Origin of the sequence: Haladaptatus sp. DYSN1 (genome assembly GCF_029489995.1) — an archaeon.
In the GTDB taxonomy this organism is placed as follows: Archaea; Halobacteriota; Halobacteria; order Halobacteriales; family Halococcaceae; genus QDMS2.
This window is the reverse complement of sequence record NZ_CP120470.1, coordinates 1,779,216-1,794,189: the sequence shown is the minus strand read 5'-3', so window position 1 is coordinate 1,794,189 and position 14,974 is coordinate 1,779,216. Positions and strand designations below refer to the sequence as shown.

18 protein-coding genes are annotated in these 14,974 nt (G+C 61.8%); 8 read left to right on the top strand and 10 right to left on the bottom strand.

What is annotated here, in order from left to right:
• Positions 1 to 91: 91 nt before the first annotated feature.
• Positions 92 to 325, bottom strand: coding sequence for a hypothetical protein (locus tag P0648_RS09605; RefSeq protein WP_276247472.1), 234 nt, complete (start codon positions 323 to 325; stop codon positions 92 to 94).
• 427 nt (positions 326 to 752) lie between these two features.
• On the opposite strand from P0648_RS09605, the gene P0648_RS09600 reads away from it, so the two are divergent.
• A complete protein-coding gene (locus P0648_RS09600) occupies positions 753 to 2,009 on the top strand; it encodes an MFS transporter (RefSeq protein ID WP_276247473.1) in 1,257 nt (418 codons plus the stop codon).
• On the opposite strand, the gene P0648_RS09595 is transcribed toward P0648_RS09600, so the two are convergent.
• Both P0648_RS09595 and P0648_RS09590 read right to left on the bottom strand, forming a co-directional pair.
• The gene (locus P0648_RS09595) at positions 1,997 to 2,383 is read right to left on the bottom strand and encodes a DUF3054 domain-containing protein (protein WP_276247474.1); all 387 of its coding nucleotides are present in this window, start codon (positions 2,381 to 2,383) and stop codon (positions 1,997 to 1,999) included. The two genes, P0648_RS09600 and P0648_RS09595, sit on opposite strands and share 13 nt — an antisense overlap.
• Before the next feature lie 9 nt (positions 2,384 to 2,392).
• The gene (locus P0648_RS09590) at positions 2,393 to 2,995 is read right to left on the bottom strand and encodes a class I SAM-dependent methyltransferase (RefSeq protein WP_276247475.1); all 603 of its coding nucleotides are present in this window, start codon (positions 2,993 to 2,995) and stop codon (positions 2,393 to 2,395) included.
• Between the two features lie 99 nt (positions 2,996 to 3,094).
• Between P0648_RS09590 and P0648_RS09585 the strand changes: the two genes are divergently transcribed.
• Positions 3,095 to 4,312 carry a hypothetical protein gene (locus P0648_RS09585; protein WP_277503768.1) on the top strand — a complete coding sequence of 406 codons (1,218 nt, stop codon included), beginning with the start codon at positions 3,095 to 3,097 and terminating at the stop codon, positions 4,310 to 4,312.
• A 38-nt stretch (positions 4,313 to 4,350) separates the two neighbouring features.
• A complete protein-coding gene (locus tag P0648_RS09580; RefSeq protein WP_277503767.1) occupies positions 4,351 to 4,863 on the top strand; it encodes a GNAT family N-acetyltransferase in 513 nt (170 codons plus the stop codon).
• Positions 4,864 to 4,881: 18 nt separating this feature from the next.
• On the opposite strand, the gene P0648_RS09575 is transcribed toward P0648_RS09580, so the two are convergent.
• Positions 4,882 to 5,076 carry a cold-shock protein gene (locus tag P0648_RS09575; protein WP_276247478.1) on the bottom strand — a complete coding sequence of 65 codons (195 nt, stop codon included), beginning with the start codon at positions 5,074 to 5,076 and terminating at the stop codon, positions 4,882 to 4,884.
• Positions 5,077 to 5,166: 90 nt separating this feature from the next.
• Between P0648_RS09575 and fen the strand changes: the two genes are divergently transcribed.
• Positions 5,167 to 6,147, top strand: coding sequence for a flap endonuclease-1 (fen, locus tag P0648_RS09570; RefSeq protein ID WP_276247479.1), 981 nt, complete (start codon positions 5,167 to 5,169; stop codon positions 6,145 to 6,147).
• A 6-nt stretch (positions 6,148 to 6,153) separates the two neighbouring features.
• On the opposite strand, the gene P0648_RS09565 is transcribed toward fen, so the two are convergent.
• Positions 6,154 to 6,870, bottom strand: a complete 717-nt coding sequence (locus tag P0648_RS09565; RefSeq protein WP_277503766.1) for a hypothetical protein — start codon at positions 6,868 to 6,870, stop codon at positions 6,154 to 6,156.
• A gap of 98 nt (positions 6,871 to 6,968) precedes the next feature.
• Here P0648_RS09565 and P0648_RS09560 point away from each other — a divergent pair, with 98 nt between their 5' ends.
• Positions 6,969 to 7,214 carry a BolA family protein gene (locus tag P0648_RS09560; protein WP_276247481.1) on the top strand — a complete coding sequence of 82 codons (246 nt, stop codon included), beginning with the start codon at positions 6,969 to 6,971 and terminating at the stop codon, positions 7,212 to 7,214.
• A gap of 20 nt (positions 7,215 to 7,234) precedes the next feature.
• Here P0648_RS09560 and P0648_RS09555 read toward each other — a convergent pair whose 3' ends face one another.
• From P0648_RS09555 to P0648_RS09540, 4 genes are read right to left on the bottom strand one after another with little or no spacing between them, the layout of a single operon-like run.
• Positions 7,235 to 8,368, bottom strand: a complete 1,134-nt coding sequence (locus P0648_RS09555) for an ABC transporter ATP-binding protein (RefSeq protein ID WP_276247482.1) — start codon at positions 8,366 to 8,368, stop codon at positions 7,235 to 7,237.
• 31 nt (positions 8,369 to 8,399) lie between these two features.
• Positions 8,400 to 9,290 carry a carbohydrate ABC transporter permease gene (locus P0648_RS09550; protein ID WP_277503765.1) on the bottom strand — a complete coding sequence of 297 codons (891 nt, stop codon included), beginning with the start codon at positions 9,288 to 9,290 and terminating at the stop codon, positions 8,400 to 8,402.
• Complete coding sequence (locus tag P0648_RS09545) at positions 9,287 to 10,267, bottom strand: carbohydrate ABC transporter permease (RefSeq protein ID WP_276247484.1); 981 nt, start codon at positions 10,265 to 10,267, stop codon at positions 9,287 to 9,289. Before P0648_RS09545 ends, P0648_RS09550 begins: the two co-directional genes overlap by 4 nt.
• Positions 10,268 to 10,273: 6 nt before the next feature.
• Positions 10,274 to 11,587, bottom strand: a complete 1,314-nt coding sequence (locus P0648_RS09540; RefSeq protein ID WP_276274930.1) for an ABC transporter substrate-binding protein — start codon at positions 11,585 to 11,587, stop codon at positions 10,274 to 10,276.
• A 165-nt stretch (positions 11,588 to 11,752) separates the two neighbouring features.
• On the opposite strand from P0648_RS09540, the gene P0648_RS09535 reads away from it, so the two are divergent.
• The 3 genes from P0648_RS09535 (at position 11,753) to P0648_RS09525 (ending at position 14,178) form a co-directional block, all read left to right on the top strand.
• Positions 11,753 to 13,162, top strand: a complete 1,410-nt coding sequence (locus P0648_RS09535; RefSeq protein WP_276274931.1) for an aspartate ammonia-lyase — start codon at positions 11,753 to 11,755, stop codon at positions 13,160 to 13,162.
• A 101-nt stretch (positions 13,163 to 13,263) separates the two neighbouring features.
• Positions 13,264 to 13,695: a hypothetical protein gene (locus P0648_RS09530; RefSeq protein WP_276247487.1), complete on the top strand. Its 432-nt coding sequence runs from the start codon at positions 13,264 to 13,266 to the stop codon at positions 13,693 to 13,695.
• Positions 13,696 to 13,779: 84 nt separating this feature from the next.
• Positions 13,780 to 14,178, top strand: a complete 399-nt coding sequence (locus P0648_RS09525; protein ID WP_276247488.1) for a hypothetical protein — start codon at positions 13,780 to 13,782, stop codon at positions 14,176 to 14,178.
• Here P0648_RS09525 and P0648_RS09520 read toward each other — a convergent pair.
• Positions 14,175 to 14,849 (bottom strand): DUF47 domain-containing protein, encoded by a 675-nt coding sequence (locus P0648_RS09520; protein WP_276247489.1) that lies wholly within the window; start codon positions 14,847 to 14,849, stop codon positions 14,175 to 14,177. The genes P0648_RS09525 and P0648_RS09520 overlap by 4 nt on opposite strands.
• Between the last annotated feature and the right edge of the window lie 125 nt (positions 14,850 to 14,974).

Genomic DNA, 14,974 nt, shown 5'->3' with positions numbered 1-14,974 from the left:
CTTAGGTGTGGTGACAGCAGAAATCGCGGCAGGAACGCGCGCAGAGAAAAGCGCCGAGAGAGTAGAGAGAGAGAGAGAGAGGTGACTGGTGTTAGTCTGCAGAGCCGATTTTCGGTGGTCGTTCGTTGGCCGTGTTCGGGGCCGGTGGCGTGGTCGCATCGACGGGGCCGTTTACGAACAGGCCGTGGACGATGAGCCCGACGGAGACGAGTGCCGCAATTGGCACGGCGGTAGTCAGTTCGAGGCCTGCGAGCATGAGCAAGCCGGTGATGCCTCCGAGGGAGAGGGGGATGAGTCCCAGAATGATGTCGTAATAACCAGTCATAATCTGTTACTAACAAGGGGAATTAGATGTATAAGTGTTTCCCATAGGTGGCAGATATCATAAGGAAAAGGTACTACATAAATTCGAAATACGATATTCAAATTATCCTCATAACTTATAGAAATGGCAGATTGGCGAAAAACCGAATCCCAGGGGCGTACTACACGAAATCTCCCGGGAATCGTCCGGTGCGCATATATATCTGATTTTGTATGTATCAACAACTTGAAGGCGAAACTTAACTCCATCTCAACGTTCATGCTGTGTGTAACCGTACCACAATGCGCGAGTTCATCCAATTCACGTCACGTGGATGCTGTTACTGTCAACTCGCACAATACGACGGGACGTGCCGGCGCGCCCCGGCACGACCTATCATCTGCCGGTACCGACGGTTTTTCACCCCTGGCAGGCGACTTCCTGGCCAGTGAACCGTAACGACAAATCCATCGTGGGGCTCGTGATGGTCGCCCACGCGATGGTCCACACCTACGAACTCTCTATCCCCATCCTATTACTCATCTGGATGGCCGAGTTCGGCGTAAACGAGGCCACCATTAGCCTCGTCGTCTCCGCCGGGTTCGCGCTGTTTGGCATCGGGGCGCTCCCGAGCGGCGTGCTGGTAGACCGGTTTGGCTCCGGCCCGCTCATCACCGCGTGCCTGCTCGGCATGGGCGGCTCGTTCCTGCTGCTCGGCCTCGCACCGAATCTGCTCGTCGTCGCCGCCGCGCTCCTGCTGTGGGGCGTCGCCGCGAGCGTGTACCACCCCTCTGGCCTCGCGCTCATCAGCCGCGGGGTCACTGAACGCGGCAGCGCCTTCGCCTACCACGGCGTCGCCGGGAATCTCGGCATCGCGCTCGGCCCGCTCGTCACCTCGCTGCTCTTGCTGGCCTACGACTGGCGCATCGTCGTCGGTCTGCTCGCGATTCCGGCGGGCCTCGCCGCGCTCTACGCCGGGCGTGTCAAGGTCGACGAACAGGCCGCAGTCACTGCTGACGGCGGTGAGGAGACGGACAGCGAACCCATCTCTTCGGTTTCTGAATTCGTTAGCGAATCGCGGGCGCTCTTCGTCGGTGGATTCGCCCTCGTGCTCACCGTCGCCATGATGTCGGGGCTCTACTACCGCGGCGCACTCACTTTCCTACCCGCACTCATCACCGAGTTCCTCGGCTTCGACGGCACGACCGTACAACTGGCCGGCTTTTCCTTTGACATCGCTCGTGACGAACTGAGCCGGTACGTCTACTCCGGCCTCCTGATGGTTGGGGTGATGGGGCAGTATGCTGGTGGCAAACTCACCGACCGCGTCCCCGTCGAGTACGGCATCATGGCCGGGTTCGGCACGCTTTCGGTCATCGCGCTCGTCATCGTCCCGGCCGCAGCAATTGGCGTCATTCCGTTCTTGCTGGTGGGCGTCGCACTCGGCTTTACGCTGTTCATGGTGCAACCAATCTACCAGGCGAGCATCGCCGAATACACGCCTGCCGCGGCTCGTGGGCTCTCCTACGGCTACACGTACTTCTTCGTCTTCGGCGTGGGGGCGGCCGGCGGCGTCATCGCCGGAACCTTACTCACGTACTTCTCACCGATGGTGCTCTTTACCGTCCTCGCCTGCTTCGGCGCGACGGGGTCGCTCATCGGATTCGTCCTCTCCCGGCGTGCCCAGCGCGCTCAAGTCGCGTAGGCCACGAGCGCCCGGAAGGGGACGAGCAGCACGAGACCGACCACAATCGAGACGATGACGAAGGCGATGGCCAAGCCACCGGGGAAGAATTCTGTCGCACGGAGCGCCTGCCCAATCAGCGCCGCGCCGACCCAAGCCCCGGCCGTGAGGCCGACGGTTGTCTTCAGGTCGTACTGGCGGCCGTCGTAGAGGCCGACGAGCGGAGCGACGAGGAGCCAGCCGATGAGGAACGGCGCGGCGACCATGAGCAGGCCCTCGGTGCCGTGTTCCTGTTGGCCGAGGAAGACGAACAGGGCGATGAGGGCGAGGTCACCGAGCGCGAGCAGGGCGGTTCGAGGCGTCGCAGCGACACGGGCGGAGGCGGTGTCACTCATACGAAGTACTCAGGACTCGGAGACTATGTGCGTCTCGCTTTCAGTCATCCGCCCGACGACGGTGAAGCCAAAGCCGGTGTCGGGAACCGCGGGTTCGAGGCCCGCAGCCTTCATCAATCCGGCGAGTTCGTGAGGCGTGTCGAACGTCGAATCGAATCCCACCAACCGCTCCACGGCGACGAGCGCCCGCCCGCGGAGCGTTTCGGGGTCAAATTCACGAACCACGAGGACGCCGCCGGGTCGCAGGACGCGGGCCGCCTCCGCGATTACAGCGCGATGCCGAGGCATGTGGTGGAGCGCATCCACGATGACCACCGCGTCCACGCTCGCCGTCTGCACCGGCAACCGGGTCGCGTCGCCCTGGACGGCGGCGAGTCCGCGCGTGGTCGCCTCACGAAGCATTCCGCCTGCCGCATCGACGACGACGGGTTCTGGGACCGAGAGCGCCCGCGAGGCCCGTCCCGTGCCCCCGCCAACGTCGAGCAGACGCGTGACTGGGCGGGTCGCATACGCGAGTCCCGCTTCGAGCACGTCGCGGTCGGCAGCGGGCATGGCCCGTTCGTAGAGCGGAGCGAATCGGTCGAAGAGCGTGACATCACGTCCACCGTGCATACTGAATTTATTCACACAGGAGTGATTTACGTTCATCGCCGGTCAGTCTGTTACTCAAAGCATGACAAGTATTAAGATAATCTCGGAAAATGTCGGAGTATGCAACGGGCGCTTCCCATTTTGCTTGCATTACTCGTTTCTCTCGCCGGGTGTGGGGCGACGAACCAGACGAATCAACAACTTCCTGCGGAATCAGAGACCGCCACACAGACCGAAATCGTCACTGCGAACGCGACGGCGAAGACGGCCGATTCGACGACGGCCGTCACGAAGACCGAGACGGGCACCACGACCGCTCCGCCGGCAACGACAACACAGACTGCGACGCAAACACCCGCACCCACCGCGACTCCCGCGGTGACGCCGCCGCCAACGACGACAGCGACACCGACGCAGACAGCGATGACCACACAACCGTCGGCACAGCCGGCCCCCTCGGGCGGGAGCAGTGCGTCGCCAACATCGGGTGGGAGTTCGGGCGGTCAACAAACCACAGAACCGACGGCGACGGCAACGCCGACGGTAACCCCGACGCCAACGCCGACGCCGACTCCCACGCCCGAACCGCTCGACAAATTCGAGGGTCCATCCTACTCTGACGCCGAAATCGAGACCGGACAGGCAGTATCGCTCGACGCGGGCCGCCTCGTTGCCGCCCACGTGACCGGGCTCGCTGGCTTAGAGAGCGTCACGAGTTTCGCCCGCCACTGGTCTGCGAACGAGGGCGAAGACCGCGAGTTCCGGGCCGAGGAGACCATCGAGGTGGACGAGAGCCGCGACATCTCCCACCTCCACTGGGCCGACCACATCCGGAGTGCCGGGAGCACGACGCGCCACTTTGACCGGCGAGTGACCACCGACGCGTGGACCGCCTATAACGCGACGACGGTGTATCCCGAGAAGCCGACCAACTACCTGACGGGGAAGACGTGTGAACCGTACGAGAACGACTCACTGCGCGTACCGGTGGACGTGGCCGCCGTCGCAGACGCCCACCGCCTCACCTACCTCGTCTCCGAACTCGACTTCGCGAAAGTCGAGCGGATTCGCTACGACGGCGTGAACGCGACGGTGTACGCCACCGCAGATCCGCAGGGGACGCTCTCGACCGGCGCTGCGACCACCGTCGAATCCTACCGAGCCGTCCTCGTAATCTCTACGGACGGCCTCGTGCGCTACTCGCACACCGACGTGACGCTCACCCGCGACGGCGAAACCGTCACGTGGGGCGAGACGCGCACGCTCAGGGACATCAATTCGACCACCATTGGCGTCCCCGACTGGACCGACGACGTTGAGCCGGGGCCGAACTGCTAGTCGGAGGCTACTTCTCGCGGGCGTTCCGTATCGGTCGTATGGAGTACGCGGTACTCGGCTGGCCGCCCGACGGGCCGACGCTCAGACTCGACTATCGCGCGTTTTCCTACGCCGGTAAGTTCGTCATGTCCAGTACCGGGAAGGCGGTGGCCCGAGACGGCGAGGAACTCGTGGCCGCCATCGCGTTCAACGAGGACCGAACCGACGAGACGACCCTCTGGTTGCGCTACGTGACGGTGAAGAAAGCACGTCGCGGCGAGGGCATCGGGGCTGAACTGGTCTCGTTTGCCACCGACGCGGCTCACGAGCGAGGGTACGAGACGGTGAAAATCGCCGTCAACAACCCCTTCGCCTACGAGGCAGTCTGGAAGGCAGGGTTTGGCTACACCGGGGAACAGACGGGGCTCGCAGAACTCGTCTGTGCGCACCCGGGCGACCGGTCTCGTGACCGTTACCAAGCGGGTCTCGACGTGTTTCGGAGCCGTGATGGACTCTCTGCGGAGGAACTGTCGTTTCTCGAAGACAGACGCTCCGCTCAGCCGCCGAAATAAGGAAAATACTCAGTTTCGCTAGAGTCGCTTTACGTTCTGTGCGCGAGGACCGTTGTCCGATTCGACAATGTCGAATTCAAGCTCCTGACCCTCTTCTAAGTCGGGGCCGCCGATGTCTTCCATGTGGAAGAACACATCGTCGTCGTAATCGTCGGTCTCGATAAATCCGTACCCCTTCCGGTCGTGGAAGAAGGTCACTTTGCCTGTAGCCATTCGATAAGCTCCAGCTTCATATTGAGCCTCTGACGATAAATACCCACCGGCGGTCGGGAGATTGAAACGCTCACCGCCGAATGGAGGAGTATGGGAAACGCAGACCTCCGCCAGCTCGCCGTCATCGAGGACGTGTCGTTCGACGAACTCGGAGGCTCCGTCGTGGCGGTGGACGCCCACAACTGGCTGTATCGCTACCTCACGACGACGGTCAAGTGGACCCGCGACGAAATCTACACCACGAGCGGCGGCGAGGAGGTCGCGAACCTCATCGGCCTGATTCAAGGTCTTCCCAAGTTCTTCGAACACGACCTCACGCCAGTGATGGTGTTCGACGGCGCCGTCGTCGATTTCAAAGCAGACGAAATCGAGGAGCGCCGCGAACAGAAGAAGAAGGCTGAGAAAGCTGCCGAGGAGGCACGAGAACGCGGCGACGCCATCGAGGCCGCCCGTCAGGAGGCGCGGACGATTCGCCTCACCGACACCATCCACCAGACGACTCGGGACCTGCTCAGGCTCCTCGACGTTCCCATCATCGAAGCACCCGCAGAAGGTGAAGCACAGGCCGCGTACATGGCCCGCAACGGCGACGTGGACTACGTCGGGAGCGAAGACTACGACGCGCTCTTGCTCGGCGCACCCTACACCCTGCGACAACTCACGAGCAAGGGCGACCCCGAACTGATGGACCTGGAAGCCACGCTTGCGAAACACGACATCACATGGGAACAGCTGGTCGACATCGGGATTCTCATGGGCACTGACTTCAACGAGGGCGTCTCGGGCATCGGGCCGAAAACGGCCGTGAAGCTGGTCAAAGAACACGGCGACCTCTGGGCCGTCCTCGAAGCCAGAGACGCCTACATCGAACACGCGGACCTCATCCGCGGCCTGTTTCTCGAACCGGACGTAACCGACGACTACGAGTTCAACACCGACATTTCACCCGACCTGAAGGCCGCAAAGGAGTACGTCACCAAGACGTGGGAGATTCCGGCAGCCGAAGTCGCCCGCGGGTTCGAGCGCATCGAAGAATCCGTCGTCCAGACCGGCCTCGACCGCTGGACCTGAGCCGAGTTAGGCGAACTCCGCGGCGAGTTCGAACTGGCAGGAGAGGGTTGTGGTACAATAGTCTCGGAGCATCGCCTGCAGTTCGGCGAACTCATTGCTCGACCCTTCACCGGCGTCACACCGCGACAAGTAGTGGTTGCCGAGCAGCGGGATGTCTGTGGCCTGGAGTTCGGGCGAAGTGGGGTCGAGACCCGCCGTCTCTCGCGCCCCTTCGATGTCGAATCCGTGGTCGTACGCCCGCCAGCGGGTCGCCGGAACGGGCCGTCCCGTCGCCTCGTAGACCGCCTCGTCGAATTTGAGCACCCGACCGAACCGTGACCAGACCGATCTCTTCAGGTCGATGCTCCGCGTCGTGCGGAGAAATTCCTCGACTCGTTCGGTCGCCGTCTCCGAGACGCCAGCCTCCGCGGCGGCCAGTTCGGGTCTACGTGCCAGCTGGACGAATCCGACGGACTCGCCGTTGTAGGAGTACACCACAGACGGGTTCTGTGCCGTACACCACTCCATCGCCGTCTCGATGAGGGAGAGTTCGCTCGTCGGTCCCGATGCATCGCGAAAGAAGGTTCGTGTCGAGATGTCGCCACCATCGTCGCGAAGAGCAGCATTGACGGCAAAAACCTCAAAATCAGAAGAGTTTCGAAAGCGCGGCTGTTTCCCGGGAGCGAGCGCCGGAGCTATCGTTTCGATATCGAGTGCCAGCGCATTCTGTTCGGTTCCAGTCATGTCCACAATAGTTATCGGTAATCACATATGATACTTTCTGTGACAGACGCGACCGCCCGACCTGAACCGTTTTCAGGCTCGGGCAACCTTGTATGGGCATGGACCTCGCAGCAATCGAGCGGCTCATCGAGGAGAACATCGAGGATGCAGAAGCCACCGTCAGCGACCCGCGAAACGACGGCGAACATCTCGCCGCCCTCGTCGTCTCGCCCGCCTTCGAAGGCAAGACGCTCGTCCAGCAACACCAGATGGTGTACGACGCCCTCGGCGAGCATATGACGACGGACATCCACGCCCTCGAACTGAAAACGTACACGCCCGACGAGTACACGTCACACCAATAGTAAAGAAGTAGGAACCGGGGTCAGGGACGGGGTTCGGGGGCCGATTCGAGCGTCCGATTGTGAAGCGCCGCCCCGGAATCGCCGAACAGATGAATCGCTTCTTCTGGAATGTGGACGACGACGTGGTCACCCGCGGTTGCCGGACGAAGACTTCGCTCGCTCACGACGAACTGCGTCTCGGACTCGTCGTCGGCAAAGCGGAGGTAGATGTGGTTTTCGTTGCCCATCGGCTCGACGACGTCCACGACGGCTTCGAAGTCGTGTGGGTCGGTCGCCGTCTCGACGAGTTCGATGTCGTCAGGTCGGACGCCGAGCGTAACTCTGTCTTCGCCCGCCACGGCCTCCCGTCGCTGGCCGGTGAGTGAATAGTCGAGCCTGTCTGCGACGAGCCGGTCACCCTCGACGGCGCACTCGAAGAAGTTCATCGACGGGTCACCGATGAACCCGGCGACGAAGCGATTGGCCGGCTGGTGATAGGCTTCGAGCGGCGTCGCCACCTGCTGGAGTTCGCCGTCGTCGAGGATGGCGATGCGGTCGCCCATGGTCATGGCCTCGGTCTGGTCGTGGGTGACGTACACCGTCGTCACGCCGAGGTCTTCCTGTAACTGTTGAAGTTCGAGACGCATCTGCGAACGCAGTTTTGCGTCCAGATTCGAGAGCGGTTCGTCCATCAGGAAAATGGCCGGGTCGCGGACGATAGCGCGGCCGAGCGCGACGCGCTGTTGCTGGCCCCCAGACAGTTCCGCGGGCTTGCGACCGAGCAACGGTTCGATGCCGAGTTTATCGGCGGTGGCCTCGACTCTGCTGTCGATTTCGGCCGACGAAAGGTCGCTCGACTCTTCTAAGCCAAATCGCATGTTCGCCCGGACGGTCATGTGTGGGTAGAGCGCATAGGACTGGAACACCATCGCGATGTCTCGGTCCTGTGGCTGGCGGTCGTTGATGCGCGTCCCGTCGAGTTTGAGTTCACCCTCGGAGATGGTTTCGAGACCGGCAATCATCCGGAGCGTCGTCGATTTCCCACAGCCAGACGGGCCGACGAGAACGAGGAACTCGCCGTCTTCGATTTCGACGGAGAGGTCGTCTACGGCGACGACCTGATTGCCGCCGTCGTCGAAGAACTTGCTCACGTGTTCGAGCGTCAGTGCTGCCATCGGTCTTTCCTCCGTTGAATCGAATGTCGTCTCATGTTTCTCCTGCAACCCCGCGTGCGAATTGGTCGCCGAACAGGACGTAGACGACCAGCGTCGGCAGCGCCGCGAGGAACGCGCCTGCCATCTGTAGGTTGTACTGCGTCACCATCGAGCCCTGAAGTTCGTTCAGCGCAAGCGTGACGACCTGATTCGACGGGGACGTGACGAGCACCAGTGCGAACAGGAGGTCGTTCCAGATGTTCGTGAACTGATAGATGAGCGTCACGGCGAACATCGGCTTCGAGAGCGGGAGGACGATTTTCCGGTAAACCCGCCACAGCGACGCGCCGTCCAGTCGCGCGGCTTCGAGCATCTCCGTGTTCAGCGTCTGGTAGTAGCCCCGAAAGAGCACGGTACAAATCGGAATCCCGTAGGCCGTGTGGGTCACCGTCAACTCGATGAGGCCCACCCGCTCCGCGAGGAACGGCACGCCCGCGAGCAGCGATTGCAGGTCTACGATGGTCCAGAACCGCGAGAGCGGGACGAGCACGGACTGGTAGGGAATGAACACGCCGGCGACAAACAGGAGCAACACCACGACCTGTCCGCGCCAATCGACGTGGGTCAGCCCATACGCCGCGAGACTGCCGAGAACCGCAGAGAGGACGGTCGCTGGAATCGCGAACAGCATGCTATTGACCATCGGTCCCTGTAGCGTGGCCCACGCATCCATCCAGGCGGAGACGGTGAAGCCATCGCCAAATGCGGGGACGAACGGCGTCGTCTCGAAGAACGCAGACTGCGTCTTGAACGCCGTCGTGAGGCCGCTTTCGAGCGGTGCGAGGTAGAATCCAGCGAAGCCGAGGAGGACGGCGTACAGCCAGACCCGTCGCCAGTCGAGACCCTCGAAACGGGCGGTGAGACCGGTCTGTTCGGTGCTCATAGGTCACCCCGCTGGTACTGTTTGGCGAGATACGGGCCGATGACCGCGAGGGCCATCAGGAACAGGACCGTCGCCACCGCAGAGCCGTAGGCCCAGTTCGTCGACGAAAACGCCTGTCTGAACATCATCACCGAGAGGATATCCACCGAGGGGCCGGGCGTGTCGCCGAACAAGACGTAGAGGAAGTCGAACGCCTTGAGCGCGAACACCATGAGGACGACGGCGGCGCTCATCGTCGAACCGCGAAGTTGTGGGATGATGACCCGCCGATAGACGCGCAGCGTGCTCGCGCCGTCTACTTTCGCGGCCTCGTACTGGTCAGATGGAATCGCACGCAATCCAGCGAGATAGACGACCATGCAGTAGCCGCTGAACTGCCACATCAGCGCGAAGATGACGGCGGCGAGTTTGAACTGCGGGTCGCTAATCCACTGCTGTTTGAGGAAGCCGAGGCCGACGGTGTCGAGAAAGACGTTTATCAGCCCGATTTCCGGGTTGTACATCCACGACCAGAAGATGGCCGTCACGACGAACGAGAGGCTCATCGGCAGGAGGTACACGGTCCGAATCGTGTTCTCGAACCGGATGTCCCGGTCGACGAGGATGGCGAGAATCAGCCCGAGGACGAGCGAGACGGCCGTGAACGCGACGAGCAAGACGACCGTGTTTCGCGCGGCGGTGATGAAGGTGGGGTCTGCGAGCAGCTGGCCGTACATCTCGAAGTCGACGGTCGCGTAGTCGGGTTGGCCGAGGCCGCTCCAGTCGGTGAGCGAAATGAGGAAGTTCCAGCCAACCGCGCCGTAGACGAACAGCACGACCAGCAGCGTCGGGGGCAACCAGAACGGGAGCGAGCGAACGAAGTCACTATCGAGCGAGCGGCGCGTGCCCGTCTCCGTGACGGTCCCGCCGTCGGTTCGGGCGGGTGATTCGTCTCCGCCCCGAACGCGGTCGCGAAGTCGCCTGAGCAACGAGTACATGAGACGTTACTCGAAGGCGCTCTTGATGCCCTCGTAGGCCGCCGCCACGTCCCACTGTTCGGTGAACCCGGAGAACGCTTGCTCTACGCTGCTCTTTACCTCCGGCGTGACGCCCGTGCCGTGGGCGATAGTCGGCGGCTGCGTGTCCGAGTTCTTGAAGTCCTCGATTTGCTTCGTGAGGAACGGCCCGAAGGCGTCCGTTGGGACGTCGGTTCGCGGCGGAATGGAGCCTTTCTCTCGGTTGAACCGCTTCTGTGCGTCGACCGACCCACAGTATTTGAGGAACTTCTCGGTGGCAGCTGGTGACGGATTGTTCTTCGGGAAGACGAACGAGTCCATGACGAGCGTGTAGACACCCTCGGTTCCCGGGAACGGTACCTGTCCCCACTGGGAGTCGTACTCGAAGTTCTCAGCAGCGCGGTATTGGCCTGCCGCCCAGTCGCCCTGCTGGATGAATGCGGCGTCGCCGTTCACGATTTTCCCGTTCGCCTGATCCCAGGCGATGGACCCGGCGTCGTCGTTGAAGTACTGTTCGTACTCCGTGACGGTGGTGAGCGACGATTTGACCGCCGACTCGTGGGCTGCGACATTACCAGAGAGCAGGTCGAGGAAGGCGTCCGTCCCATGCTCACCGATGAACACGGCCTCCCAGAGTTGGAGCGTGGACCACGGCGATTGGGTCTGCTGGGCCATCGGAACCGCGTCGGTTTCCGAGGCGACCGTTTCGAAGGCATCGACGAGCGCCTTCGGGTCCGAGATGGACGCGGGGTCGACACCCGCCTGCTTGACGACATCGACGTTGTAGAACAGGTTGTTCAGGCGGTGGATGTTGATGGGAACGGCGACGAACTCGCCGTTGGCTTTCGCCGCGTCTTTGACGCCCCCGAGGTAGTTGTCCTGCATCTCGCTGCTCCAGACCGACTCTGTGAGCGTGTTGAGGGTGTCGCTCTCGGTGTAGGGGGCGAGCGCCTTCCCTGGCCAAATCTGGAATGTACTTGGGGGGTTCTCGTTCAGGACGCGGTTTTTCACGACCGTGTCGAGGGCACTGCCTGCTCCGCCCGGAGCCGGGTTGTTCTCGACTTCGACATCTGGGTACTCCTCGCCAAATCCTTCGAGGAGGGCGTTCAGCGCCGCTTTTTCGCCACCGGCGGTCCACCAGTGAACCACTTCGAGTTTGTTGCCGCCGTCTCCGCCGCCCTCATTGCCCTCGTCGCCACCGCCGGTACACCCGGCGAGCGCAGAGAGCCCGAGCGTGCTTGCGAGTGCGGTTGCTTTGAGATACGAACGACGGGACTGCTGTGGGGAGGGGGTTTCTGTCATAGTACGATAACACCAATGGGGTGCATTGTCAGACATAGGAACACCCTCTGATTAATAATTAACCATATTTATTCGGAAACGAGTGAATTTGCCCGTTTTGGGGCAGTGCGAGCAATTCGGGCCAGTATCGGTGGGTTTTACCTCAGGCTTCGTGTACGCACGTCCATGAGCGAGGAATTCAGGACCGAGAAGGACAGCCTCGGAGAGATGCAGGTGCCAGCCGACGCCTACTGGGGTGCCCAGACCCAGCGCGCGATTCAGAACTTCCCAATTTCGGGGATTACGTTCGGTCGCCGGTTCGTCCGCGCCCTCGGCATCGTAAAAAAGGCCGCCGCACAGGCGAACAAGGACCTCGGCATGATTCCCAACGACAAGGCGGACGCCATCATCGAGGCCGCAGACGAGGTCATCGCGGGCGACTTAGACGACCAGTTCCCCGTCGACGTGTTCCAGACTGGTTCGGGAACCTCCTCGAACATGAACGCAAACGAGGTCATCTCGAATCGCGCCACCGAGATTTACGGCGGCGAAATCGGCACGCGCGAGATCCACCCGAACGACCACGTCAACTTCGGCCAGTCTTCTAACGACGTGATTCCGACGGCGATGCACGTCGCCGCCTACGAGGCAGTCGAGAAGGACCTCCGTCCGGCACTCGAACAGCTCCGCGACGCCCTCGCCGCGAAAGAAGACGAGTTCGACGACGTCGTGAAGACGGGCCGTACCCACCTCCAGGACGCCACGCCGGTTCGTCTCGGACAGGAGTTCGGCGGCTACCGCACACAGGTAGAGAAGGGACTCGACCGCCTCGACGACATCGGCCCGCACCTCGCCGAACTCGCCCTCGGCGGGACGGCCGTCGGCACGGGGCTCAACACACACCCAGAGTTCCCACCGAAAGCAGCCGAGTACATCGCAGAAGAGACCGGTCTCGCCTTCCGCGAAGCGGACAACCACTTCGAGGCGCAGGCCGCCCACGACGCCATGGGTGAGGCCCACGGCGCACTTCGCACCATCGCGGGTTCCACCAACAAAATCGCGAACGACCTGCGGCTGCTCGCCTCCGGCCCGCGAAACGGCCTCGGCGAAATCGACCAGCCGGAGAACCAGCCCGGCTCCTCCATCATGCCCGGAAAGGTCAACCCGGTCGTCGCGGAAGCGGTCAACCAGGTTCACAAGCAGGTCGTCGGTAACGACGCCGCCGTCGCCGCCGGGGCCGCGGAGGGTCAACTCGACTTGAACCTCTACAAACCGGTTCTCGCCTACAACTTCCTCCAGTCGACCGAACTGCTCGCGAACTCCGCTGCGGTGTTCGCAGAGCGCTTCGTCGCCAAACTCGAAGCCGACCGCGAACACTGCGCCGAGCAGGTCGAACAGAGCATGGCGCTCGCCACGGCGCTCAACCCGCAAATCGGCTACGACAAGGCCTCCGAAGTCGCGAAGACGGCGCTCAAAGAGGGCAAGACCGTCCGGCAGATCACGCTCGAAAAGGGATATCTCACCGAAGCAGAGGTAGACGAGGTCTTAGACCCACGGAAGATGACCGAGCGCGGCATCCTCAGTAAGGACGACTGAGGCCTCCGGACCACCCGGGGCTATCACTTTTGCCGACGTTTTGTCCGTGTGACCAGTCAGTGACGGCAACATTCTTATCACCGGGGCTGTGTGTGAATACCATGGCTGATGCCAAACGGCAATTAGTGGAGTGCATCGAGTCGTTCGGTGGCGACGCACTCCGAGATATCTGGCTCTTCGACCCCTCACGGTACGAGGCGCTCTACATTCGGGAGGACGTGAAGGCGAACATCGACAACATCGAGGTGAACGACTTCGTCGACAACGAACGCTTCGGCTACATCACCCGCGATACGTACAACGCTCTTTCACACGCCACGTACCAGTACTCCGTCCACGGCTTCGACGAGTTCGAGCAGTTCCGGGCATTTCTTGGGTCGAACACGACTGACCCGGGCGTCTTCATCAGCTTCGACTGCGATACCGACGGCTACAACTTCGCTAAACTGTACGGAACACTCATGGATTTCAGCGCGACGACCGACAGTTCCAGACTCACGCCCGAAAACAGCGGACGCTGGGCGGGCGACTGACCCACCGGCCGGTTGGTCTCTCATCTCGGCTCGATTCCTGTTTGCCGAAATATTGATAAATTAGCGAATGAACTGTTCTGTAACATGATCGCAGCGTCCGAGCAACTGCAGACAGCAGTGCTCGAAAAAGCGGGCGATGCAGTGACTGCAATCGTCGCATACGACGGCGACTCCCACCGCGGGGTGTATCTCAGAGACGACGTGAAATCCAGATTCAGCGAGGCGGAAAACGACGAGATACGCAAGGAGTTCTTCCTCGCCGCGCTCTCAGACCCCGCAACGAATCCAGATTCTGCGTACTTTGGCCCCCTCGAATTCACGATACGGTGCTTTCGAAACGAGTTCATCGCCCACCTCCCAGTTGGAGAGTGGACTGGCGTTCTCGTCGGATTCGAGCGAAGGGAAATCACGAACAGCGCCCAGTTGTTCGACTGGCTCGAAGCCATCCACCGTGACCTTCAGGACGGCGAGACTGTCGCCTAGACCTGCGAGGTGCTCATGTAGAGCAATTGGTCGAGGGCGTCTTCGACAGCATTGGTGACGTCGTCGAGTGCGAACAGGAGTTCCCGGAGGACGAGCGCGTTCACCGAGGCCCCGGGGTCGAAGATGGTCGAGAGGAGGTCGTACTGTTTCTCGTCGCAGGTGACTTCGAGCGTGCGAATGTCTTCTTCGACAGTGGGCAGCGTCGGGTTAAGAGTAGGGTTACAGAGCGATTCGACGTAGTGGGTCGTCGCGTTGACGAGCGCGACCGTCGCCTCGACGGTCAGTTCCGCCATCTCACGGAGGCCCTCGTGGACCACGTCGGGGATGTCCGGTTGAATGGCGAGCAGTTCGTTCGCGAAGCGCTCTGCGTGGTTCGCGATGCGGTCGACGTCGTCTACGTACTCGACGAAATCGTCTGCACGGAGGTAGAGGCCAGTGAAGTTCGGCGACTGACGACGGCCGACGAGCGTCTGTACTCGCCTACCAGTGCGGTCACACTGGGCCTCTCTGGCGCTCAGCCTGAGGACGCTGTCACGGACGCGATCCCAGTCGTCGGGGTAGGCGTCGAGCGTCGTCTCGAGACAGGTGACGCACTCTCGAATCCCGTCCATAAAGATGCCAGTCGTTTCGACCACCGCCGTTGGAAGGTCCGCCGTCTCCTGCGTGCTCATACGCTGGCTTTCGCCCGCCGGTCTAAAGCGACTGCTAAGAGCCCAATTGACCACTCGGGAGGGCTCAATAGCCAGTCGCGCACGCCCGCCGGCGACTGGATGGTTTTTTGCCCTTCGATACCCCA

Excerpts from the sequence above, each read along its gene's own strand:
- P0648_RS09590 (WP_276247475.1), bottom strand. The coding sequence starts at position 2,995 with ATGCACGGTGGACGTGATGTCACGCTCTTCGACCGATTCGCTCCGCTC.
- P0648_RS09525 (WP_276247488.1), top strand. The coding sequence starts at position 13,780 with ATGATCGCAGCGTCCGAGCAACTGCAGACAGCAGTGCTCGAAAAAGCG.
- P0648_RS09535 (WP_276274931.1), top strand. The coding sequence starts at position 11,753 with ATGAGCGAGGAATTCAGGACCGAGAAGGACAGCCTCGGAGAGATGCAG.
- P0648_RS09575 (WP_276247478.1), bottom strand. The coding sequence starts at position 5,076 with ATGGCTACAGGCAAAGTGACCTTCTTCCACGACCGGAAGGGGTACGGA.
- P0648_RS09580 (WP_277503767.1), top strand. The coding sequence starts at position 4,351 with ATGGAGTACGCGGTACTCGGCTGGCCGCCCGACGGGCCGACGCTCAGA.
- P0648_RS09530 (WP_276247487.1), top strand. The coding sequence starts at position 13,264 with ATGGCTGATGCCAAACGGCAATTAGTGGAGTGCATCGAGTCGTTCGGT.
- P0648_RS09565 (WP_277503766.1), bottom strand. The coding sequence starts at position 6,870 with ATGACTGGAACCGAACAGAATGCGCTGGCACTCGATATCGAAACGATA.
- P0648_RS09550 (WP_277503765.1), bottom strand. The coding sequence starts at position 9,290 with ATGAGCACCGAACAGACCGGTCTCACCGCCCGTTTCGAGGGTCTCGAC.
- P0648_RS09560 (WP_276247481.1), top strand. The coding sequence starts at position 6,969 with ATGGACCTCGCAGCAATCGAGCGGCTCATCGAGGAGAACATCGAGGAT.
- P0648_RS09555 (WP_276247482.1), bottom strand. The coding sequence starts at position 8,368 with ATGGCAGCACTGACGCTCGAACACGTGAGCAAGTTCTTCGACGACGGC.
- P0648_RS09605 (WP_276247472.1), bottom strand. The coding sequence starts at position 325 with ATGACTGGTTATTACGACATCATTCTGGGACTCATCCCCCTCTCCCTC.
- P0648_RS09595 (WP_276247474.1), bottom strand. The coding sequence starts at position 2,383 with ATGAGTGACACCGCCTCCGCCCGTGTCGCTGCGACGCCTCGAACCGCC.
- P0648_RS09585 (WP_277503768.1), top strand. The coding sequence starts at position 3,095 with ATGCAACGGGCGCTTCCCATTTTGCTTGCATTACTCGTTTCTCTCGCC.
- fen (WP_276247479.1), top strand. The coding sequence starts at position 5,167 with ATGGGAAACGCAGACCTCCGCCAGCTCGCCGTCATCGAGGACGTGTCG.
- P0648_RS09520 (WP_276247489.1), bottom strand. The coding sequence starts at position 14,849 with ATGAGCACGCAGGAGACGGCGGACCTTCCAACGGCGGTGGTCGAAACG.
- P0648_RS09545 (WP_276247484.1), bottom strand. The coding sequence starts at position 10,267 with ATGTACTCGTTGCTCAGGCGACTTCGCGACCGCGTTCGGGGCGGAGAC.
- P0648_RS09540 (WP_276274930.1), bottom strand. The coding sequence starts at position 11,587 with ATGACAGAAACCCCCTCCCCACAGCAGTCCCGTCGTTCGTATCTCAAA.